This window comes from Arthrobacter sp. NPDC097144, assembly GCF_044762205.1.
GTDB lineage: Bacteria > Actinomycetota > Actinomycetes > Actinomycetales > Micrococcaceae > Arthrobacter_B.
This window is the reverse complement of record NZ_JBIWDW010000001.1, coordinates 645,954-668,425: the sequence shown is the minus strand read 5'-3', so window position 1 is coordinate 668,425 and position 22,472 is coordinate 645,954. Positions and strand designations below refer to the sequence as shown.

Sequence of the window (22,472 nt, the reverse complement as noted above, 5' to 3'; positions counted from 1 at the left end):
GAGCGCTCTAGATTCCTCAGCAGAAGCCGCGGCGACCGACGCTCCGGATCGGAGGCGCACCGCCGCAGCCGGACTCTGAAGGAAGGGACAAACCCCATGAGCGCACCGGGGATCCATACCGCGGAAGCGGACACATTGCCCGTCCGGGACCGGGACCGGGACTGGGACGGAGACCGGACCGCGGAGTATCAGGGCTACCGCGCGGTTCCCGCCCGCCGCCCGTGGCGCTGGGTGGGAACTTTCCTGGTGGCGTGCGGCGTGGCCGCCGTGATGTGGTCCCTGTTCACCAATCCGCGCTGGGAATGGGGTGTGGTGGCGCAGTGGTTCACGGCGGAATCGGTGATCCGCGGGCTGGGGGAGACCCTGAAACTGACGGTGGTCACCGGCAGCCTGGGCTTTGTCCTGGGATTCCTGCTGGCCCTGATGCGGCTCTCCGCGTCCCCGCTGCTGGTGGCGGTGTCCTGGACCTTCTCCTGGATTTTCCGCTCCACCCCGCTGCTGGTCCAGCTGCTCCTTTGGTACAACCTGGGGTATCTGTACGAGAAGATTTCGCTGGGCATCCCGTTCACGGATGTCCGCTTCTTCGAAGTGCAGACCACCACCCTGATCAGCCAGTTTGCTGCTGCTGTGCTGGGACTGACGCTGAACCAGGCCGCCTACTCGGCGGAGATCATCCGCGGCGGAATCCTGGCCGTGGACCAGGGCCAGCTGGAAGCGGCCGCCGCACTAGGGATTCCGGCCTGGCGCCGCTCCACCCGGATAGTCCTGCCGCAGGCCATGCGCTCCATTCTGCCCACCGCCTTCAACGAGATCATCGGGCTGGTCAAGGGCACCTCAATTGTCTATGTGCTGGCCTACTCCGACCTCTTCTACACCGTCCAGGTCATTTACAACCGCACCCAGCAGGTGTTGCCGCTGCTGCTGGTGGCCACCCTCTGGTACATCACCATCACCTCGGGGCTCAGCGTCTTCCAGTACTACATCGAGCGGCACTACTCCAAGGGCGCCCTGCGCACCCTTCCGCCCACACCGCTGCAGCGGATCCGCCGCGTCCTGGGCACCCATGCGAGGATTCCGGCCCTTGGCAGCCCCCTGACCACGAACAGGAAAAACCCATGACCCGTCTGGAACCGAGCCGGCGCAACAGGACCGGGCAAACCCTGCCTCCCGCGGAGCAAGCCCTGCCTCCCGCGGAGCAGCAGGGCCGGGTGCACATCTCCGGTGTCTGCAAGAGCTTTGGGCCCGCCCAGGTCCTGAAGGACATCACCCTGACCGTCCAGCCCGGGGAAGTCACGGTGATCCTGGGCCCCTCCGGATCGGGGAAGTCCACTCTGCTGCGCACCATCAACCATCTGGAAAAAGTGGACTCCGGGCTGATCAGCATTGACGGCGAACTGGTGGGCTACGTTCCCCGCGGCGGAAAACTGCACGAGCAGAAGGAAAAGGACATCCTCAAACAGCGCACCGGCATTGGCATGGTGTTCCAGTCCTTCAACCTGTTTCCGCACCTGAGCGCTTTGCAGAATGTCATGGAAGCTCCGGTGTACGCCCAGCGCCGGGACCGGAAACTCGTGGAGTCGGAGGCCCGGACCCTGCTGGCGCGGGTGGGACTGGGCGACCGGGCGGATGCCTATCCCCGCCAGCTCTCCGGCGGCCAGCAGCAGCGCGTGGCCATTGCCCGCGCGCTGGCCCTCAAACCCAAAATCCTGCTGTTTGACGAGCCCACGTCCGCCCTGGACCCCGAACTGGTGGGGGAAGTGCTGGACGTCATCAAGGACCTCTCCCGGTCCGGAACCACGCTGATTGTGGTGACGCATGAGATGGGCTTTGCCCGGGACATCGCGGACACCGTGGTCTTCATGGACGCCGGCCGGATCATCGAATCCGGCCCGCCGGACCTCATCTTCAGCCAGCCGGTCCAGGAACGCACCAAGGCGTTCCTCTCCGCTTTCATCCAGCCCGCTTTCCACCTCTGACCCGTAAGGACAGACAACCATGATCCCAACAGCACCCCGCCTGCTGCGGTACAGCGCAGCGGCCGGCCTTCTCACACTCGCACTGTCCGCCTGCTCCGACCCGGGCGCGGCCGCGACCACCGACACCGGCGGCGCCGGTTCCACGGCTCCCGCCACCGCCGCCGCCAACGGCGTGGTCTACAACAGCAGCCCGGACCAGGACCGGATCCGCAGCCAGGAGGACGCGGCGCTCGCCGCGAAGGTGCCCGCAGCCATCGCCGCAGACGGCAAGCTGACGGTTGCCACCACCGCCGGATCGGTGCCGCTGACTTTCCATGCCACCGACAACACCACCGTGATCGGCAGCGAAATTGATGTCGCGCAGCTGGTGGCGGACAAGCTGGGCCTGGAGCTGGACCTGCAGGTGACCTCCTGGGAGAACTGGCCGTTGAAGACCGAATCCGGTGATTATGAAGCCGTCTTCTCCAACGTGGGCATTAATGACGAGCGCCTGCAGAAGTTTGATTTCGCCAGTTACCGGGCCGCCTACATGGGCTTTGAGGCCCGGAAGGACTCGGACCTCACGGTTTCCTCGGCTGAGGACATTGCCGGCAAAACCATTGCCGTGGGATCCGGAACCAACCAGGAGAAAATCCTGCTGGCCTGGAACAAGGAGCTGGAAGCGGCGGGCAAGGCACCCGCTCTGCTGCAGTATTACGGGTCCGACGCCGACACCATCCTGGCGCTGTCCTCTGGCCGGCTGGATTTGAATCTGGCTCCGTATCCCAGCGCCGCTTACCGAGAAAACACCCGCGATGACCTCAAAGTGGTGGGCAAGGTCAACGCCGGCTGGCCGAACGAGACCCTGGTGGCTGCCACCACCCGGCGTGGCAACCAGCTGGCACCGGTGATTTCCGAGGCGGTCAACACCCTGATCCAGGACGGTACCTACGGCGATGTCCTGGACCGCTGGGGGCTCGCCGAAGAGGCACTGCCGGAATCGGAACTCTTCACGGCGGACCCGAAATGAAATTCCAGGTTCTGGACATCATCCCGCATCACAGAGATCCGCGGACCGGGCATCGAGTCTCCGCCGCCGAACGCTTCGAACAGGTGATAGAGACGGCCCGGCGGGCCGAGGAGCTGGGGTTCGATTCCTTCTCCGTGGGGGAGCGGCATGCCGGTGACTTCCTGTCCTCCTCACCGGCAACCGTGCTGGCGGCCGTTGCAGCGGTCACCGCCCGCATCCGGCTGCAGACCGGAGTAAGCGTGCTCTCCGTACTGGATCCGGTCCGCGTTGCCGAGGACTACGCCACCATTGACCAGCTCAGCCGCGGCCGGCTGGAGCTGGTGATCGGCAAGGGCAATGAAGTGCTCCAATATCCGCTCTTTGGACTGGACCTTGCGGACCAGTGGGATCTCCTGGAAGAAAAATATGCACTGCTCCGCAGGCTGTGGCGTGAGGAAGACGTAACGTGGCAGGGCCGTTTCCGCAGCCCGCTGACCCAGCCCGTCACCACCACTCCCCGGCCCTTCGCCGGCCCCCTTCGGGTATGGCACGGCTCAGCCACCTCGCTGCGTTCGGCTGAGCTGGCGGCACGCTGGGGTGATCCGCTGTTCACGGCCAATGCCATTCAGCCCCGGGAAAACTATCAGCGGCTCATCGACCATTACAACGAGCAGTACCTCGCCGCGGGCCACGACCCCGCACAGCGATACATTGCCTCCGGCAGCGGCGCAGGCGGGATCTTCCTGGCGGACAGCACGGCTGCGGCTAAGCGGGATTTTGGTCCGGTCTACGAGGGCCTGACCGCAGGGCGGAACGTGCCCGGCAACAACACGCCGTTCCGGGACATCGACCACGCCGTGGCCGAGGGGCCGGCGCTGGTGGGCAGTCCGGAGGACGTTGCAGCTAAAATCCTGGACTACCACGCGGCGTACGGACACTCGCTGCAGTCCGTTTCCCTGCCCACCACGCTGCCGTTCGCGCAGCAGCTGGAGATCCTGGAGCGGTTTGCAGCCGAGGTGATCCCCGCGGTCCGCAAGGCCGCACCGGACACCCTCTGGGAGGCTGAAGATTCCTGGGCGGCCCGCCCGCAGGGAAGAGCGGGAATTGATCCCGCAGGCATCGGCGGAACGGCGGCCGGCGACGTTGGCGAGGCCGGCACAGACAGTTCATGGGCTGGCGTCTCCATCGGAGCGCACCAGTGACCGGGCGCGGAATCATCGCCCTGGAGCTGGACGGCGCCGGCACCCATCCTGCCGCCCGGCGCGCGTTGGGCCTGTCTGCGGACAGTGTGCTCGCCCCGGAACGGATCCGGAGCACCGTGCTGGCCGCGGAAAGCGCCGGCATACACGCGGCAACGTTCGATGACGGGCGGCTGGCCCCCGCACACGGACCCCGCGGCCGGCTGGACGCGGTGCAGCGGGCGGCGTTCGCCGCTCCGGCGACCCACCGCATAGCCCTCGTGCCGGTGGTCGACGTCGTCTATACGGAGCCGTTTCACGTAGCCACCCAGCTGGCCAGCCTGGATTATGTCTCCGGTGGACGGGCCGGCTGGATTGTCTCAGCCTCCGGCACGGCGGAGGAAGCGGCAGCTGTGGGCCGCGGCCCGGTGTCCGGTGGCGCCCTGCTGCGGGAGGCGGCGGACGCGGTGCAGGTCAACCGGCTGCTCTGGGACAGCTGGGAGGACGGCGCCGTAATCCGCGATGTTGCCTCCGGGCGCTACCTGGACGCGGGGCAGGTGCACTATGCCGATTTTCGCGGGGCAACCTATTCCGTCAAAGGCCCCTCCATTATTCCGCGGCCGCTCCAGGGCCAGCTTCCGGTGTTTGCTCCGGCGGGTCTCGTGGCGCCGGGCACCGGCCCGGACGCCGACGTCGTCCTGGTGTCCGCACCCACCCCCGACCTGCTGCTGGCCGAAGTCACCCGGCACAGCGGATCCGCACCGGTGGTCGCGGAACTGGAAATAGTGCTCGACGCGCGGGGGCGCCGGGCCGCGGACCGGCTCGCCGAACTGGAGGCCTGGGAACCCCGGAAAGGGGACGCCTCAGGGCCGGCCCGGCTGGCGGGCACCGCGGAGGAAATCACCGACTACCTGGCCCAGCTGCTGGCTGTTGCCCGCGGTGTACGGCTGCATCCGGCAGTGCTGGAGATTGAGCTGGAGGAACTGGACCGCGGGGTGCTGCCGCGGCTGCGCTCCGCAGGCCTGCTGGCTCCCTCCGCTCCGGACACCACCCTGCGCGCCCTTCTGGGCCTGGGCCGTCCCGCCAGCCGGTTCACCCCGGCCGGCTAACCGCCGGACCCCATAACACCGGCCCGCCAACCGCCGTCCCGATAACACCGGCCCGAAAGGACCACCATGCCTACAACACCACGCCAGCTGCAGTTCGGCGTTTTCTTTCAGGGAGTCAACTCCGGCACCGTCTGGAAGCTGCCCCAATCCGGTTCGCAAACCGATTTTGACTCCTTCCGGCGGCTGGCGCAGACCGCCGAACGCGGCCTCTTTGCCGCCTTTTTCCTGGGCGAAGGGCTGAGGCTGCGTGAACACCTGGGCAGGATCCACGAACTTGACGTGGCCGGCCGGCCGGACGGACAGACCATGCTGGCGGCCCTTGCTGCGGTCACCAGCCGGATCGGTCTGGTGGCTACCCAAAACACCACGTACAACGATCCCGCGGACCTGGCCCACCGGCTCGCCTCCCTGGATCTGCTGTCCGGGGGACGGGCGGGCTGGAATGCCGTAACCACGGACAACGCGTGGACCGGAGCCAATTTCCGGCGCGGCGGCTATCTGGACCATGCGGACCGGTACACCCACGCGGCGGCGTTTGTCCGCACAGCCAAGGAAATTTGGGCATCGTGGCCGGCAGGCGCGGACGGTCCCGGCCGGCCGGTCCATCATGAGGGTGCCCACTACACCGTGGATTACGCGGCCCGGCTGCCGCAGAGTCCGCAGCACCGGCCGGTCCTGTTCCAGGCCGGAGACTCCGCTGATGGCCGGGATTTCGCCGCGCGGGAGGCGGACGTGATCTTTTCCGCGCACCCCGGGTTCGACGCCGCCATGGCCTTCCGTGCGGACCTCACCGAACGCGTCCTGCGCGCCGGCAGGGCCGAAGACGCGGTCAAAATCATGCCGGCCAGCGAGTTCATCCTCGGGGCCACCCGGGCTGAGGCGGAAGAGAAGAGGCAGTGGGTCCGTTCCCTGCAGATCGGTCCGCAGCAGGCCGTGGCGTATCTCGAGCAGTTCTGGGGCCGCCCGCTCAGCAGCTATGATCCGGATGGTCCGCTGCCTGACGCGGCTCCGGTGGTCGCTTCCTCTTCCGAGACACGCGGCAGCGGATTCCACGGTGCCAAAACGGAGGAGCTGACCCGCCGGTGGCGGCAGGAAGCAGCGGAGCAGAACCTCAGCATCCTGGAGTTTGTGCGCTCCCGGACCGGCAGGACCGACGGAACGTTTGTGGGCTCCTATGCGGAGGTTGCGGACCGGCTCGCCGACTATGCGCGCGCGGGAGCGGTGGACGGTTTCAACATTTCCCCCTGGCTGATTCCCACCGGACTGGATGACATTGTGAATCATCTGGTGCCCGAGCTGCAGGAACGCGGGGTCTATCCCGCACAGTACCGGGGCTCCACCCTGCGCGAGAACCTTGGGCTCAGCCTTCCTGACGTCAGCGGGGAGCCGGTTGCCGCCGAAGACGGCAACCGGCTGCTTATACCGAGCTGAGCCAGAGCCGAGGGCCCGGTGCTCCAGCGCCCGGTGCCCCAGTGCCCGGTGCTGATGCATCCGGCGCCGCGGCGCGGGCCGCGGCCAATCCGGTTTCCAGATCCGCGCGGAGATCCGGAAGGTCCTCCACACCCACTGACAGCCGAACCAGGTCCGTGGGCACCGCGAGCGCGGTGCCGCGGACCGAGGCATGGGTCATCTCCGAGCAGTAGCACACCAGGGACTCCACCCCGCCAAGGCTGACGGACAGGGCAAACAGGCGGGTGGACTCCGCAAACGCCCTGGCCGCTGCCTCGCCGCCGGTGAAGCGCAGCGACACAATGCCGCCGAAACCGCTCATCTGCCGCGCCGCCAGCTCATGCCCGGGGTGGTCCGGAAGCCCCGGATAGAGCACCGACGCGACGCCGGGCTGTGCCTGCAGCCAGTGCGCCAGTGCCTGCGCGTTGCTGCAGTGCCGTTCCATCCGCAGCCCCAGGGTCTTCAGCCCCCGGGCGGCCAGATAGCAGTCCTGCGGTCCGGCCACGGCACCGCCGGCGAACTGCTGGTAACCGATTGCCTCGGACAATCCGCGGCCGCGGAAGCTGCGGTCCGAGGTAATCACGGCCCCGCCCAGCACATCCGAATGACCGCCGATGTATTTGGTGGTGGAGTGCACCACCAGGTCCGCGCCCAGATCCAGCGGCCGCTGCAAATAGGGGGAAGCGAAGGTGTTGTCCACCGTCAGGAGGGCACCGGCGTCGTGCGCCGCCGCCGCCCACTGCGCTATGTCTGCGATCTGGAGCAGGGGGTTCGACGGCGTCTCCAGCCACAGCAGCGCCGTTTCACCGGGCCGGACCGCGGCGCGCACGTCCCCGGGACTGGTGATGTCCACTGCCGTATGGGACACGCCCCACGGTTCCAGGAGCTGGCTGATCAGCCGGTTGGTGCCGCCGTAGCCGTCTCCGCCCAGGACTATGTGGTCACCGGGACGCAGCAGCGCCCGCAGCAGGGCGTCCTCCGCGGCCAGCCCGGAGGCAAAGGCGAAGCCGGAATGGCCGTGTTCCAGTGCGGCAAGCTGGACCTCAAACCCGTTGCGGGTGGGGTTGGAGCCGCGGCTGTATTCGTGTCCGGCGCGCAGCACGTTGATGCCGTCCTGCACAAAGGTGGAGGTTTGGTAGATGGGCGGAATCACCGCTCCCGTCAGTGGGTCCGGCTCCTGCCCGGCGTGCACGGCGGTGGTGTTGAAGCCCGCGTCCGAGCGGATGTCCGATGCCATCTCAGCGGCCCCCTTCCTGGTAGCGGGCTGACGAATCCGCCGCGGCCGGATGCACGTGCGCCGCTTCCAGGGCATGCTCCAGATCCGCGATCAGGTCCGCCGCAGACTCGAGTCCGACCGAGAGCCTGATAGTGGTGTCCCGGATTCCCGCCTCCGCCCGCTGCTGCGCGGACAGCCGGCAGTGCGTCATGGCCGCCGGATGCGCCACCAGCGACCTGGTGTCCCCAACATTGGCCACCAGTTTGAACAGGGACAGGCGGTCGATGAAGGCGCCTACCTCGGACGGGTCCGCGGCGAGGTCGAAGGAGACCACGCTGCCGGTGCCGCCGGGGAAATCGCGGGCCGCCAGCCGGGCCTGCGGATGCCCGGGAACGGACGGGTGGTGCACGGCGGCGACGGCCGGATGCGCCGCCAGGAAACGCACCAGCTTGAGCGTGTTGTCCGCGTGCCGGGCCACGCGGATATCCAGGGTCTCCAGCCCCTGCAGAATTTGCCCCGCATTAAAAGGGGACAGTGACGGGCCCAGGTCATGCAGGTACTTGCTGCGGGCCAGGGCCAGATACGCGCCGTGGCCGTGCCGGTCCCAGAGCGTGTCCCCGCCGTAGCGCTGTTTGGGCCGGGTGAGCTGCGGCCATTTGTCCGGATAGGCGGAGAAATCAAAGCGCCCGCCGTCCACCACCACTCCGGCCAGGGAAGTGCCGTGCCCGCCCAGGAACTTGGTGGCTGAATGGACCACAATGTCAGCGCCCAGCTTCAGCGGTCGGCACAGCACCGGAGTGGCCAGGGTATTGTCCACCACCAGCGGCACTCCGGCGCCGCGGGCCAGGCGGGCCAGGGCGGGCAGGTCCTGCAGGTGCCCCAGCGGATTGCCGATGGATTCGGTGAAGAACGCCCGGGTCTCCGGGCGCACGGCGGCAGCCCAGGCGCCGGCGTCGTCCGGATCCGCGAAGGTGACCTCAATGCCAAAGTCCGCAAACGTATCAGTGAGCAGATCCACTGTTCCGCCGTACAGCCGGGAGGACGCCACCAGATGCTGGCCGCCGCGCACCAGCGCCAGCAGCGCGACGGCGACGGCGGACTGGCCCGTGGCGGTGGCCAGGCCGGCTACTCCTCCCTCCAGGGCAGCCACCCGCCGCTCCAGCACAGCAACCGTGGGATTTCCGGTGCGTGAGTAGGTGAACCCTGCTTCCTTCAGGGCAAACATCCGGCGCGCCGATTCATAGTCCGGAAACTCATAGGCAGCGCTTTGGTACAGGGGAACGGCAACCGTCCGGTACGGCGCCTGGGGCTCGTAGCCGGCGTGGATTTGGGCGGTGGCGATGCCGCTGGGCTCGGGGATGGTCATGGCAGCTCGGTCCTTTGCTACGCGTTCACGGCCAGCGAGGCACGGGCGGCACGGGCCGCCGCCACCACATGGCGGAGGGATTGGACGGTTTCTTCATAGCCGCGGGTTTTCAGTCCGCAGTCCGGGTTGATCCACAGCTGGGATACCGGGATCCCGGCCAAAGCCGTGTCGATCAGCGCGGCGACTTCCGCGTGGGACGGCACCCGGGGCGAGTGGATGTCATAGACGCCGGGACCGATTCCGCGCCGGAAGCCGAATCCGGCCAGATCCGCCACCACCTCCAGGCGGGAGCGTGCCGCTTCGATGCTGGTCACATCCGCATCCAGCCCGTCGATCGCGGCAATGACTTCACCGAACTCGGAGTAACACAAGTGCGTGTGGATCTGGGTGCTGTCCCGCACCCCGGAGGTGGCAAGGCGGAAGGACTGCACCGACCAGTCCAGGTAGGCGTTCTGGTCACTGGCACGCAGCGGCAGCAGCTCGCGCAGCGCCGGCTCATCCACCTGGATGATTCCGGTGCCGGCGGCTTCCAGGTCCGCGATCTCATCCCGCAGGGCCAGGGCCACCTGCCGGGCGGTATCGCCCAGCGGCTGGTCATCCCGGACAAAGGACCAGGCCAGGATGGTGACGGGGCCGGTGAGCATTCCCTTAAGCGGGCGCTCGGTCAGCGACTGCGCGTACGTGGTCCAGGGCACGGTGATGGGTGCCGGGCGGACCACGTCGCCCCAAAGAATGGACGGGCGGGTGCACCGCGAACCGTAGGACTGGACCCAGCCCTGCGAGGTGGCGGCGAAACCGTCCAGGTTCTCGGCGAAGTACTGGACCATGTCATTGCGTTCGGGCTCGCCGTGCACCAGGACGTCCAGGCCCAGGTCCTCCTGCAGCTGCACCACGCGGGCAATTTCGTCCTTCAGGAACCGGTCATATTCCGCAGCGCCGATGCTGCCGCTGCGGACGGCCGCGCGGGCGCGGCGGACCTCGCCGGTCTGCGGAAAGGACCCGATGGTGGTGGTGGGCAGCACCGGCAGCTTCAGGTGCTCCTGCTGCAGTGCGGCGCGCTGCTCGGCCGGACCGCGGGTGAAGTCATCCTCGCTCAGGCCCCGGACCCGGCTGCGAACGGCGGGCACCACCACGCCCTGATAAGTTGCCCGGTCCCGCAGGGCATCCTCGGCCTCCTGCAATTCGGCAGTGACGGCGGCCCGCCCGCCGGCCAGGCCGCGGGCCAGCACTCCCACTTCCTGCACCTTCTGGTCTGCGAAGGCCAGCCACTGCGGCAGGTGCGCCGGCAGCGCGTCCTCGGCGTCGACGTCGTGCGGCACATGCTGCAGTGAGGTGGCCGTGCCCACCGAAACCACGGTTCCGGCGGAGTCCTGCAGGTTCTGCAGGACCTTTAGCGACGCGGTGAGGCGGTTGCGCCACACATTGCGGCCATCCACAATGCCGGCGAGGAACGCGGTGCTGCCCAGGCCGGCGAGCACCCGGGCGGACGGCAGCTGGCCGCGAACCAGGTCCGCATGCACGGCTTCCACCCCGGCCGCTGCGAGCACGGCCAGGGCTTCGCCGGGAGCTCCCGGGTTTCCGGCGGTTCCGTAGCCGGTGGTCACGAGCAGGGCCGGGCGGCCCGCGGCGGGGTTTCCGGCTGCGGGGTTTCCGGCGGCGGGGCCCGCGACGGCTGCCCGGGGAATACCCGCCAGGGTCCGGTACACCCGTTCCACCAGCCCGCCCGGGGCTGCCAGCGCGCCGCCCTTGTCCGTGACCAGGCCCGGCTCATCAAGTTGGACCCACTCGGCGCCGGCCGCGGCCAGCTGGCCGAGGATGCCTGCATAGGCGGCCACGGCGTCGTCAATCCGGTCCAGCGGGTCAAAGCCGGCGGGTGCGCCGTCCTCAGCCTTGGCCAGCAGCAGATACGTCACCGGACCCACGAGGACCGGGCGAAGCACCGCACCGTTGGCCCGGTGCCGGCGGATGGTGTCCGCGAGCTGGTGCGCGACGGCGGTAAAGGGGGTTTCCGGGCCGATTTCCGGCACCAGGAAGTGGTAATTCGTGTCAAACCATTTGGTCATTTCCAGCGGCGGGCGTTCGCCGCTGCCCCGGGCGAGGACGAAGGAAGCTGCGGTGCTCACGGCGCCGTCGCCGCCGGCCAGATCAGCGAACCGGGACGGCAGGGCGCCGAGTGCCGCGGTGGTGTCCAGGACCTGGTCGTAGAGGGCAAAGTCCGCGGGAATGGAGGAGTCGGCGGCATTCAGGCCGAGCTCCACGAGGCGGTTGACCGTCCGGTCCTGCAGGGCCCGGGCGTCCTCGAGGAGCTGCTGCTCGCTGATGGCGCCGCTCCAGTGCGCGTCGAGGGCCTTTTTGAGTTCACGGTTGGGGCCGATCCGCGGGTAGCCCAGGACAGTGGCGGCGGGGAAGATGCTGACGGCGGTCATGTTTGTCTCCTGATGTGCGGTGGATTCGCGATGGATGTGCGGTGGTCTGAAGTGGATATGCGGTGGTGTGGAGTGGTCGGAAAAGAGCGGAAAAAGGGGGAGGGGGCTGTCAGGCGGGAAGGCCGTCAGGCGGAGCGGGCGCCGCGCGTTTCACCCGGCACCCCGCGCGAGGCCGGAAGATTGAGGGCTTCGACAATTTCCACGCAGGCACGGGCCTCGTTGAAGGTGTACAGGTGCAGGCCCGGCGCCCCGTCGTCGAACGCTGTCCGGGCCAGTGCAACGGCGGCGTCCACGCCGATCCGGCGCCGCTCGGCGTCCGAACCCGCCAGCTCCAGCCGGTGCAGCAGGGCAGGATCCGGATGCACTCCGGTCATCCGGGCCAGGCGCTGCAGCCGGGCGGAGCTGGACATGGGGATGATGCCGGGAATGATCGGAATGGTGACGCCGGCGGCCCGTGCGGCGGTGACCAGCCGGACATAGTCGGCGGGGTCGAAATACACCTGGCTGATGGCAAAGTTGGCGCCGGAGCGTTCCTTGGAGACCAGCACCTCGATGTCATGCTGGAAGGAGGGCGATTCCGGATGCCGGTTGGGATAGGCCGCCACGCCAACAGCCATCCGGCCGCCGGCCAGCGTTGCGGAATGCTGGTCCTCGATGTCCCTGATCAGCTCCACCAGGTACCGGGCAAACGGCAGCTCGCCCCGGAAGGCGCCGGGATCCGCCGGCAGGTCACCGCGCATCGCCAGCACGCCGCGCACGCCCAGCCCCACTAGCCGGGTTACCAGCAGGCACAGGCTCTCGCGGGTTTCACCGACGCAGGTCAGATGCCCCAGCGGCCGCAGCCGGGTGGCGTGCACCAGGTGTTCAAGCAGCCGGACCGAGGCCTGGCGCCGTTCCGGGCTGCCGTTGTAGGTCACCGAAACGTAGTCCGGACAGGTGCCGGCCAGCTCCTCGATAACGCGCATCACAGCGGTTTCGGTCCGGGCACTCGTGGGCGGATACAGCTCGTAGGACAACGCCGGCGGAACGGCGGCAGGCACTGACAGGGTCATTCGGGCTCCTCGGTCCGTGCCGAGGGAGTGCCGCAGGGGCTGCCGGGAAAACCGGCTGGCCATGCGAGCGGCAGGGTATTGCGCTGACAGGTGTCACGGGCAAGGCTCCATCGGTCCTGGCGTTAGCACCGTTCAATTCAGCCTCCGGAGGAGGGAAAAGATGGTTGCTGCGGCGTCAACGAGCCAGATCTCTCAGCCGCTCTGGATGGGTGGTGGGTCCAATCTAGGGGCCTGCAGGGACGGTGGCAATCCATGCACCTGATGCGTCAGAGTGTTGCGCCACAAATCCCTGGGGCGCGTCATGAACGACACACGCGCCACAGTGCGTCACATACCGGGGCTGCCGGCTGCAGCATCTTTCGCCCGGAAAACGGTGCTCCCGGACCGAAGAACACCCGTGACTTCCCCCGCCGCCTGTAGTTGGATGACGGGACAGCCCAACATCCGGACAGTCCAACATATGGGGGAGAACGCAATGGGAAGAGTCAGCGGAAAAACGGTCTTGATCAGCGGGGGAGCGCGGGGCATCGGAGCGGCGGCAGCCCGGCGCCTTGCCGATGAAGGGGCACGCGTGGTTATCGGTGACCTGCTGGACGCGGAAGGCCAGGCACTGGCCGAAAGCCTCGGTGCCGGCAACGGGGCATCGGGCGCCTATGTGCACCTGGACGTAACGAATCCCCAGGACTGGGCGGCCGCCGTGCAGGAGGCCGAAAACCGCTTCGGCGGACTGGATGTGCTGGTCAACAATGCCGGAATCGCCAACTTCGGCAGCATTGAGGACTACACGCTGGAGCAGTGGAACACCATCATCGCGGTGAACCTCACCGGAGTGTTCCTGGGCATCAAGGCCGTCCTCGAACCGATGAAGCGTTCAGCCGCAGCGTCCATCATCAACGTCTCCTCCACTGCCGGCCTGCAGGGCTACAAGGACCTGCCCGGCTACACGGCCGCCAAGTACGGGGTGCGCGGGCTGACCAAATCGGTGGCCCTTGACCTGGGCCCGTACGGGATCCGGGTGAACTCGGTGCATCCGGGAGCGGTGCGCACCCCCATGACCGACGGGCTCGACGGCGGACAGCAGCACGTCGCGCTGCACCGCATGGGCGAACCCGGGGAGATCGCCAACCTGGTGCTGTTCCTGGCCAGTGATGAATCCAGCTTCTCCACCGGCGCCGAGTTCGTGGCCGACGGCGGAGAAACCGCCGGGCTTGCCCACAATGAGGCGGTGGAACTGAGCTCGGAACCGGCTCAGGCGCCGTCCTCCACAGCAGGCTTCACCGCTCCCGCCGAACCGTCGGCCGTTCCGGCACCGCCCACCGCATAAGGCACGGATTCGGACCGCAGACGAGTGAGGGCTCCGGAAACCCCGGAGCCCTCACCTGTTTCGCTACCGCCTGCAGAGGCAGGAAGCGTTAACCTGCGTGGAGCACGCGTTCGGCGATCAGCCGCGAGTACCAGAGGGCGCTGTCCTTCGGGGTGCGCTCCAGGGTGTCGTAATCCACGCGCACAATGCCGAAGCGCTTGGAGTAGCCGTAGCCCCACTCGAAGTTGTCCATCAACGACCACACCTGGTAGCCGCGCAGGTCCACGCCGCGCTGCATGGCGCGGTGCGCGGCAGCGAAGTGGCGGTGCAGGTAATCGGTGCGTTCGACGTCGTGCACGGCAGGCGCGCCGTCCTCCCCGGTCACCAGCTCATCCGCAAACGCGGCGCCGTTTTCGGTCACCATCAGCGGCAGATCCGGCCAGCGCTCATGCACCGAGACCAGCAGGTCTTCCAGCCCGGCCGGGTCAATGTTCCAGCCCATCTCCGTGTACGGGCCGGGCTGGGCGACGAATTCGACGACGCCGGCGCCGGGCCAGGCGGTGCCTTCGGCGGGCTTGTGTCCGTCAGCGTTGACGCGCTCGCCCTTGCCGTCCCAGATCCGCACCCGGTTGGTGGAGTAGTAGTTGATGCCCAGGAAATCCAGGGGCTGGCAGATCAGCTGGGTGTCACCGTCCTGGATGAAAGACCAGTCCGTGATGGAGGCGGTGTCCGCGAGGACGTCCTCCGGGTAGGTGCCGTTGAGCATCGGATCCAGGAACAGCCGGTTGGCCAGCCCGTCCACCCGGCGCACGGCTTCGGGGCCGGTCTCGCCCTCGGGCCGGAACACGTGCAGGTTCAGTGTCACGGCAATCTCGGCGCCGGCGGACACCACGCGGCGCAGTTCCTTCACGGCCAGGCCGTGGGCCAGGTTCAGGTGATGGACGGCGGTGAGGGCTTCGACGTCGCTGGTCCGTCCCGGAGCATGCGCACCGGAGCCGTAGCCCAGGTAGGCGGAGCACCAGGGCTCGTTCAGCGTGATCCAGCCGGTGATGCGGTCGCCGAGCCGCTCACCCACCAGCCGGGCGTAGTCGGCAAAGGCGTAGGTGGTCTCCCGGTTGGTCCAGCCGCCCTCATCCTCGAGCGCCTGCGGCAGGTCCCAGTGGTAGAGGGTGGCCAGCGGCTTGATGCCCCGGGCGATCAGCCCGTCCACGAGCCGTTCGTAGAAAGCCATGCCGGTCTCGTTGACCGGACCGCGGCCGGTGGGCTGGATGCGGGACCAGGAAATGGAGAACCGGTAGGCTTCCAGACCCAGTTTCTGCATCAGGTCCAGGTCCTCTTCCAGCCGGTGGTAGTGATCGCACGCCACATCCCCGGTGTCTCCGTTCCAGACCTTGCCGGGGGTTTTGCTGAAGGTGTCCCAGATGGACGGGCCGCGGCCGTCCGCGTTGAAGGCACCCTCAATCTGGTACGACGCGGTGGCCGAGCCGAAGATGAAGTCCGGTCCGAAGACCAGGCCCTCGTCCCGGTAATCCGGGCTCAGGTCTTTTGAAGCGGTGGGAGACGATGTCACTGGAGTACTGCCTTTCCTTGGGTTGAACTGACAATCCTGCCGTTGCCCAGGCGTGCCCGGAAGGCGCCGCCGTCGGAACGGATCAGGGTGGTTTCGGAAGCGCCGATCTGCGCGGCGATGGTCACCTCGGTGCCGTCCGGGTTGGTGATCCGCACGGTTTTTTCGACGACGACGGCGGCGGGTTCCGTACCGCCGCCGGCTGTCCCGCCGGCTGTCCCGCCGGCTGTCCCGCCGTCGGGCGCGCCCGGGTAGACGGTGACCAGCGGGTTGTCCGTGTAGTCATAGTCCGGCCGGTCTTCCCGGGATCCGGTGACCAGCACGGCGTTGCCGCGCACCCACAGCGGCAGGCTGTCAAAGCCGTGCTGCTCGGTGCGCCAGGCACCGCCGGACACTGTTTCGCCGGTGAAGTAGTTGGTCCAGGTGCCGGCGGGCAGGTAGTAGGTGACGTCTCCGGCGTCGCTGAACACCGGGGCCACCAGCAGGTCACTGCCGATCAGATACTGCCGGTCCAGGTAATCCACTGCCGGATCGCCGGGGAATTCCAGTTGCAGCGGCCGCATAAAGGGCAGCCCCTGCTCGTGTGCCTGCCGGCCCACTTCAAAGAAGTAGGGCATGAGCGACATCTTGAGCCGGGCGAACCTGCGGGTAACCTCCACTGCGCTCTGTCCGGCCGGTTCATCTCCGGTGTCAAAAGCCCACGGCACCCGGTAACTCCGGGACCCGTGCAGCCGGGAGTGGCTGGAGAGCAGGCCAAAGGCGACCCAGCGCTTGAACACGGCCGGATCCGGGCTGCCCTCAAAACCGCCAATGTCATGGCTCCAGAACCCGAAGCCGCTCAGGGCCAGGGACAGTCCGCCGCGCAGGGTCTCCGCCATGGACCGGAAGCTGGAGGAGTTGTCTCCGCCCCAGTGCACCGGCATCTGCTGGCCGCCGGCCGTGGCGGAGCGGGCGAACAAGACGGCGTTGCCCTGCCCGTGCTGTTCTTCCAGGACCTCGAACACTGCCTTGTTGTAGAGCTGGGTGTACCAGTTGTGCATGGCCGCCGGCTGCGCGCCGCTGTGCCACACCACATCGGTGGGGATGCGCTCGCCGAAGTCGGTCTTGATCGAATCCACACCCTGCCCGATGAGGCCGCGCAGTTTGTCCTGGTACCAGGCGGTGGCGGCGGGGTTGGTGAAATCCACCAGTCCCATGCCGGCCTGCCACATGTCCCACTGCCACACCTCGCCGTCGGCCTTTTTCACCAGGTATCCGGCAGCTGAGGCCTCGTCAAAGAGCGGGGAGCGCTGGGCGATGTACGGGTTGATCCAGGCGCTGACCTTCAGCCCCTTGTCATGCAGGCGCTTGAGCATCAGTTCCGGCTCCGGAAAAACCCGCGGATCCCATTCAAAGTCCGTCCAGTTGAATTCGCGCATCCAGAAGCAGTCAAAGTGGAACACACTCAGCGGCAGCCCGCGCTCCGCCATGCCGTCCACAAAGTGGTTGACGGTCGCCTCGTCATAGTCCGTGGTGAAGCTGGTGGACAGCCAGAGCCCGTAGGACCAGGCCGGAACACGGGCCGGACGGCCGGTGAGGGCGGTGTAACGGCGCAGGATCTCGGCCATGGAGGGACCGTAAATCACAAAGTACTCCAGCGTTTCCCCGGCTACGGAGAAGGACACTTCCTCCACCGATTCCGAGCCCACCTCAAAGGAGACGTGCTCCGGATGGTTGACGAAGACGCCGTACCCCTTGTTGGTCAGGTAGAAGGGGATGCTCTTGTAGGACTGCTCGCTGGCGGTGCCGCCGTCCGCATTCCACACGTCCACGGTCTGGCCGTTTTTTACCAGCGGCCCAAACCGTTCGCCCAGCCCGTACACCAGCTCGCCCACGTCCAGTGCGAGCGTGGCCCGCGTGTAGGCCCGGGCCGGCGGGCGTCCGCCCGCACTGACTCCCGTGGGGCCCACGGGTTCGACGGCGACGGCGGCGTCCGGCGCCAGCTCCACATAGCTCACCGACTTCGGTCCGCCGCTGGTGAGCGTCCGCCCGGCTGCCTCAAAGGACAGGCTCCACGGATGTCCGTGGGCTATCCGCGCCCGCAGGGGGCCGGCGTCGAGCACCCCGCCGTGCTCGTCGGTGCTGCTGCCGGCCTCCGGGTTGGCGGTGTGGAGGAGGTCGAAACCGCCGGATCCCGCCGCGCCCCGGTGATGGTTGATGCGCACGCCCACCACCCCGTCCAGCGGACTGGTGAGGTCAACGGTCAACAGGGTGCGGTTCAGGGTGTCGCCGCGGCGGGCGATGACCTTGGTGGGGGCGGAGATGGACAGTCCCGCCGGCGTTGCCTCGACGTCGTAGGCTTCCTGCGCGTGCAGGGCATTCACCCCGGGGCGCTCCTGCCAGAATCCGTCACTGAATTTCACGTGGTCTCCAACTGTGCTGGTGGTTCGGTCATGTGGTCCGGGGTTTTCGGAAGGTCTAGCGAGACGCCGCGGCCGGGTTCGAGGTGGACGGTCTGCCGGGCGCCGTGCACCTCGATCTGCTGCGGTCCGGCGGCGGCTGCGGTGCGGGCCGTCAGCGTGGCGGAAGTCAGCCGCCCGTTGTTCCAGGTCAGGTCCACGGTGATGCCCGGCCGGGCGACGAGGCCGCGGACCTGCCCGAAGGCAAACTCGGCCGGCAAGGCGGGCAGGAGCCGGATGACTCCTGCGTGGCTCTGCAGCAGGGTCTCGGTGAGCGCCGCAACGTAGCCGAGGTTCGCGTCCAGCTGGAAGGGCGGATGCGCGGTGAAGAGGTTGGGATACAGTCCGCCGGCATGCACGCCGGAGCCTGCGTTTGCGGATTCAATTCCGGTTCCGGCCTCGCGGAACAGCAGGCGCAGCAGGTCGCTGACTTTCTCCGCCTGTCCCAGCCGTGCGCGGAGGCAGATTTTCCAGACGAGGGACCAGCCGGTGGAATCATCACCGCGCCCGTCCAGGCTTGTCCGGGCGGCGGCTGCCAACTCCGGCGTCAGGGATCCGCTGCCGGTGCGGGCACTCCGGTCCGGATAGACGCCGTGAAATGAATATCCGCCGTTGCCCGGGTAGAGAAAGCTCAGGTGCGAAAGGTGCCGGTGGAGCGGGTCGACGGCGGTTTCCGCCGGGCCCCATTCCAGGATCCCGCCCTTGTTCCCGATGGCCGGCGGCGCGATGCCGGGCAGTGCCCGGCGGACTTCGGCAACTACCGGATGGTCTTCCTGGCCCGTGAGCGGGGCCAGGGAGAGGACGACGTCGAACAATTCCGTGATGAGGGTTCGGTCCATGGCGGAGGAGGAGGCCAGGGCAGCGGGTCCCTGCGCGCTTTGGTAAGTGTTCTCCGGCGAGGTGGATGGCCGGGTCTGCAGCCAGGGGCCCCCGTCGTCCAGCAGCCAGTCGCAGAGGAACTCGGCGCAGCCCACCGCCAGGTTCCAGATCCTTAACAGGTCAGCGGAGCCGGCCGCGCCGAAGCGCCGGCCTTCATCCAGCTGGCGCACCAGCCACGGACCGGCCATGGGCCAGTGCGCCCAACTGGCGTCTCCGGCGGTGGGGGAGGTGAAGGCCCACGCATCGGTATTGTGGTGGGCCACCCAGCCGCGTGCACCGTAGAGAGTGGCAGCCGTGGACCGGCCGCGGTCCGCCAGGGCCTCCACCAGTTCCAGCAGCGGTTCGGTGCATTCGGCCAGGTCCGCCGCGTGGGCACCCCAGTAATTCATCTGAAGGTTAATGTTCAGGGTGTAGTTGGAGGACCAGGGCGGCTGCATGTCCTCGTTCCAGATGCCCTGCAGAGTGGCAGGCAGGGCGCCCGTAGTGCCGGCGCGGCTGTCGGGACGGGAGCTGCAGATCAGCAGATAGCGCCCGTAGGCGAACAGCAGCACGGCGAGTTCCGGGTCCGCGGCCAGGGGACCGGCGGGGAAGCGGTTGGCCTCCCGGATCCGGACATCGGTGGGAACCCCGGACCGGTCCGGCAGGGCCTGCGGGCCGGGAAGGAGCGTGAGCTCCGTCCGGTTGAACAGGAGCCGGTGGGCCTGGACGGAACCGCTGAGCAGCTCGTCAAAACCCTTGTCCAGTGCTGCGGCGGCCTGCCGGGATGCGGCACTGTGACAGTCCGCCGCGGTGCCGTCGGGGTGTTGGCCCGGCGCGGTGAAGGTGGTGGCCGTGGCCAGGACGAGCAGCAGCTCGGTCACGCCGGTGAGGACCAGATCCGCCGGGGCGGGGGAGCCGCCGGCGGCGGGCGTGCTGTTGGGGTCAGTGCCGGTGGGGCCCGTGCCGTTGTGCGTCAGCGCGAGGTGAACGGCTCCTTCCACCGGTCGCACGCCGTCGGCCTCCCAGCGCAGCGGAGGCTCCTCCGGAGCGTGGCCGGGAGCAACGTCGGCGGGCAGCCGCAATTCCAGGCCGACGGCGTCGGCGCCGGCATGGCGGGACAGTTCCCGCAGGGGAGTGGTGAGGCGGATGCTGACGTCCAGGGGAACCGTGGACGTCAGGCGGTGCACCAGTACGCCGTCGGCGGCGCTGATAAAGGTGTCCTGCCGGGATGCGCCGCCGGGAAACTCCTGCTCGGTGGTGTGCACGCCGTCGTCGAGGTGAAGCTCCCGGCGCAGGCGTCCGCCGGCTCCTGCCGTCAATTCATCGGCGGACGTGGACAGCAGGACGTCGGCGAACGGCAGATACGCCTGGGAGTAGCGCGACTGCAGCGGCTCCAGCAGCCGCTCCGCGTCCACCGGCCGCCCGTTTCCGAGCGCTTCACGGGCGGCGGCGAGTGCCTGCGCGGCGTCGGCCGCCTCCACCTGCCCGAGCCGGTGCTCGCTGTCCGGGCTGCCGGACCAGGCAGTGCTGTCATTGACCTGCAGGCGCAGGCCCCCGGGCCCGGGCAGCACCATGGCCCCGAGCCGGCCGTTGCCAAGGGGCAGCCCGTCGAGCCACTGCTGCGCGGGGCGGAGATAGAACAGCGTGTTGGCAGTCATTTAGAAGCGCACACCGCCTGCGGCCAGGCCTGAACGCCAGAAGCGCTGGAGTGACACGAAGACCACCACAATGGGGATGATCGAGACCAGGGCGCCGATCACCACCAGGGTTTGGAGTCCCGGAATGGTGATGGCGGCCTGGCTCCAGCCGCTCAGGCCCACGGTGACCGGCATCAGCCTGGCATCGCTGATCACCAGCAGCGGCAGCATGAAGTTGTTCCAGCTGCCAATGAACGCGAAGAGCATGATGGTGACGCCGCCGGGGCTGAGCAGTTTCAGGGCAATGGAGAAGAACGCCCGCCATTCACTTGCGCCGTCCAACCGTGCCGCCTCCAGCAGTTCCTGCGGCACCGAGGACTGGGCGTAGACAAAGGCCAGCAGCACTCCGAACGGATACGCCAGGCTGGGAACCAGAACGCCCCAGATGGTGTTGTTCAGGCCGATCTGCACCAGGAACTGGTAGGTGGGCTGCGCCAGCACGGTCTGCGGAACAAGCATGCTCCCCAGCACCGCCGCCAGCACAATGCTGCGGCCCTTGAACCGGTACATGGCCAGAGCGTAGCCCGAGATGAGGCAGATGAAGGTCATCAGAATGGACCCGATCCCGGAGTAGATCAGGGAGTTGCCCATCCAGCGCCAGAAGATGCCGTCATTGTAGGTGCTCAGGTCGGACAGGTTCTGGACGAAGTTCATCTTGGAGAACAGGAACCCCGGTGTGGAGAACAGGTCCGACGTGCTCTTGGTGGAGGCAACAATCAGCCAGTACACGGGCACCAGGAAGTACAGTGCGGCGGCGGCCATGACAATCCACCCGAGGGCACGGGCGCCGCGGCTGGGACGCTCACCCTCTCCGTGGACTGCCGGTTTGCGGATCCTGCCTGCCATCTCACGGGGTGCCGGCGGGGCAGCGAGCACGGGAAGCTGGGTCACTGCGTGCCTCCTTTTTTCCTGTTGGACATGGTGGAGACGACTATCGAGAGCACGAAGGTCACGAGGCCGATGATGATGGCCATGGCCGAACCGATGTTGATGTCACCGCCGAGGGTGGTGGCGGAGAAGACCGCCATGTTGGGGGTGTAGCTGCCGGAGATGTTCGAGGTGACCGAGCGCATGGTCATGGGCTCGTTGAACAGCTGCAGCGTGCCGATGATGGAGAACAGGGTGGTCAGGACCAGGGCCGGCAGGATCATGGGCACCTTGATCTGCAGGGCCATCCTGAGCTCCCCGGCACCGTCAATCCGGGCCGCCTCGTACATCTCCCGCGGCACGGTCTGCAGGGAGGAGAACAGGATAATCATGTTCACGCCCACCACCGACCACACGGAAATGTTCGCCAGCGACCACAGCACGTTGTCGGGGGAGAGGAAATCCGCTGATATGCCGATGCTCGCCAGGCCCTCCACGATGGGGCTGACCTTGGGCTGGTAGAGGAACCCCCAGATCAGTGCCGCCACGACGGAGGGCACCGCGTAGGGCAGGAAAACGCTCAACTGGAAGAACCGCTTCCACCGTACGACGGCGGAGTCGAACATCAGGGCCAGAAGCAGGGAGATGCCGAGCATGACGGGCACCTGGACCAGGCCGAAGAGCAGCACCCGTCCGAAGCTCTCAATGAAGGCGCTGTCGGCGAAGGCCTGGGCGTAGTTGTCGAACCAGACGAACTGCTTTTCGCCGGTGCCGCCGAAGCCCAGGCCGCTGCGCTTCACCTGGAAGAAGCTCGTGTAAAGCGCCAGGACGATCGGCAGCAGGATGAAGACCAGGAACAGGATGATGAAGGGAGCGAGGAAGACATAGGGGGCCGCCCGCAGCCCGCCGCGGCCTGAGCGGCGGCGCGGCGGGATGCCGGACGGACGGGCGGCGGGTTTGGCCGGTGTCATTGCCGGTGCAC

At 67.7% G+C, this 22,472-nt stretch carries 16 protein-coding genes and 1 riboswitch; of the genes, 7 read left to right on the top strand and 9 right to left on the bottom strand.

Annotated features, from left to right (window positions below; all coding sequences use genetic code 11):
• Positions 1-96: 96 nt before the first annotated feature.
• From ACIQXM_RS03110 to ACIQXM_RS03085, 6 genes are all read left to right on the top strand, one after another.
• Positions 97-1,119, top strand: coding sequence for an amino acid ABC transporter permease (locus tag ACIQXM_RS03110; RefSeq protein ID WP_400927416.1), 1,023 nt, complete (start codon positions 97-99; stop codon positions 1,117-1,119).
• A complete protein-coding gene (locus ACIQXM_RS03105) occupies positions 1,116-1,976 on the top strand; it encodes an amino acid ABC transporter ATP-binding protein (protein ID WP_400927415.1) in 861 nt (286 codons plus the stop codon). Before ACIQXM_RS03110 ends, ACIQXM_RS03105 begins: the two co-directional genes overlap by 4 nt.
• Positions 1,977-1,995: 19 nt before the next feature.
• Complete coding sequence (locus ACIQXM_RS03100; protein ID WP_400927413.1) at positions 1,996-2,985, top strand: ABC transporter substrate-binding protein; 990 nt, start codon at positions 1,996-1,998, stop codon at positions 2,983-2,985.
• Positions 2,982-4,166, top strand: coding sequence for an LLM class flavin-dependent oxidoreductase (locus ACIQXM_RS03095; protein WP_400927411.1), 1,185 nt, complete (start codon positions 2,982-2,984; stop codon positions 4,164-4,166). Before ACIQXM_RS03100 ends, ACIQXM_RS03095 begins: the two co-directional genes overlap by 4 nt.
• Positions 4,163-5,251 (top strand): LLM class flavin-dependent oxidoreductase, encoded by a 1,089-nt coding sequence (locus ACIQXM_RS03090; protein ID WP_400927409.1) that lies wholly within the window; start codon positions 4,163-4,165, stop codon positions 5,249-5,251. The genes ACIQXM_RS03095 and ACIQXM_RS03090 overlap by 4 nt, the downstream gene beginning before the upstream one ends.
• Before the next feature lie 66 nt (positions 5,252-5,317).
• A complete protein-coding gene (locus tag ACIQXM_RS03085; RefSeq protein WP_400927406.1) occupies positions 5,318-6,682 on the top strand; it encodes an NtaA/DmoA family FMN-dependent monooxygenase in 1,365 nt (454 codons plus the stop codon).
• On the opposite strand, the gene ACIQXM_RS03080 is transcribed toward ACIQXM_RS03085, so the two are convergent.
• The 4 genes from ACIQXM_RS03080 to ACIQXM_RS03065 all read right to left on the bottom strand — a co-directional run bounded on the left by ACIQXM_RS03080 (position 6,669) and on the right by ACIQXM_RS03065 (position 12,760).
• A complete protein-coding gene (locus tag ACIQXM_RS03080; protein ID WP_400927403.1) occupies positions 6,669-7,937 on the bottom strand; it encodes a cystathionine gamma-synthase in 1,269 nt (422 codons plus the stop codon). The two genes, ACIQXM_RS03085 and ACIQXM_RS03080, sit on opposite strands and share 14 nt — an antisense overlap.
• Before the next feature lies 1 nt (position 7,938).
• Entirely contained in the window at positions 7,939-9,282 is a 1,344-nt protein-coding gene (locus tag ACIQXM_RS03075) for an O-acetylhomoserine aminocarboxypropyltransferase/cysteine synthase family protein (RefSeq protein ID WP_400927401.1), read from the bottom strand.
• Between the two features lie 17 nt (positions 9,283-9,299).
• Entirely contained in the window at positions 9,300-11,708 is a 2,409-nt protein-coding gene (metE, locus tag ACIQXM_RS03070) for a 5-methyltetrahydropteroyltriglutamate--homocysteine S-methyltransferase (protein ID WP_400927398.1), read from the bottom strand.
• A gap of 125 nt (positions 11,709-11,833) precedes the next feature.
• On the bottom strand, positions 11,834-12,760 hold the full coding sequence (locus tag ACIQXM_RS03065; protein ID WP_400927395.1) for a methylenetetrahydrofolate reductase: 927 nt from the start codon (positions 12,758-12,760) through the stop codon (positions 11,834-11,836).
• Positions 12,761-12,865: 105 nt separating this feature from the next.
• Positions 12,866-12,972: riboswitch (SAM riboswitch) on the bottom strand.
• Between the two features lie 263 nt (positions 12,973-13,235).
• Between ACIQXM_RS03065 and ACIQXM_RS03060 the strand changes: the two genes are divergently transcribed.
• The gene (locus ACIQXM_RS03060; protein ID WP_400927392.1) at positions 13,236-14,084 is read left to right on the top strand and encodes an SDR family oxidoreductase; all 849 of its coding nucleotides are present in this window, start codon (positions 13,236-13,238) and stop codon (positions 14,082-14,084) included.
• 88 nt (positions 14,085-14,172) lie between these two features.
• Here ACIQXM_RS03060 and ACIQXM_RS03055 read toward each other — a convergent pair whose 3' ends face one another.
• The 5 genes from ACIQXM_RS03055 to ACIQXM_RS03035 are packed head-to-tail and all read right to left on the bottom strand — an operon-like array spanning position 14,173 to position 22,461.
• Positions 14,173-15,633, bottom strand: coding sequence for a GH1 family beta-glucosidase (locus tag ACIQXM_RS03055; RefSeq protein ID WP_400927389.1), 1,461 nt, complete (start codon positions 15,631-15,633; stop codon positions 14,173-14,175).
• The gene (yicI, locus tag ACIQXM_RS03050; RefSeq protein ID WP_400927386.1) at positions 15,630-18,032 is read right to left on the bottom strand and encodes an alpha-xylosidase; all 2,403 of its coding nucleotides are present in this window, start codon (positions 18,030-18,032) and stop codon (positions 15,630-15,632) included. The genes ACIQXM_RS03055 and yicI overlap by 4 nt, the downstream gene beginning before the upstream one ends.
• Positions 18,029-20,584: a glycosyl hydrolase family 95 catalytic domain-containing protein gene (locus ACIQXM_RS03045; protein WP_400927383.1), complete on the bottom strand. Its 2,556-nt coding sequence runs from the start codon at positions 20,582-20,584 to the stop codon at positions 18,029-18,031. Before ACIQXM_RS03045 ends, yicI begins: the two co-directional genes overlap by 4 nt.
• A complete protein-coding gene (locus ACIQXM_RS03040; RefSeq protein ID WP_400927380.1) occupies positions 20,585-21,514 on the bottom strand; it encodes a carbohydrate ABC transporter permease in 930 nt (309 codons plus the stop codon).
• Positions 21,511-22,461, bottom strand: a complete 951-nt coding sequence (locus ACIQXM_RS03035) for a carbohydrate ABC transporter permease (RefSeq protein ID WP_400927377.1) — start codon at positions 22,459-22,461, stop codon at positions 21,511-21,513. The genes ACIQXM_RS03040 and ACIQXM_RS03035 overlap by 4 nt, the downstream gene beginning before the upstream one ends.
• Positions 22,462-22,472 lie beyond the last annotated feature (11 nt).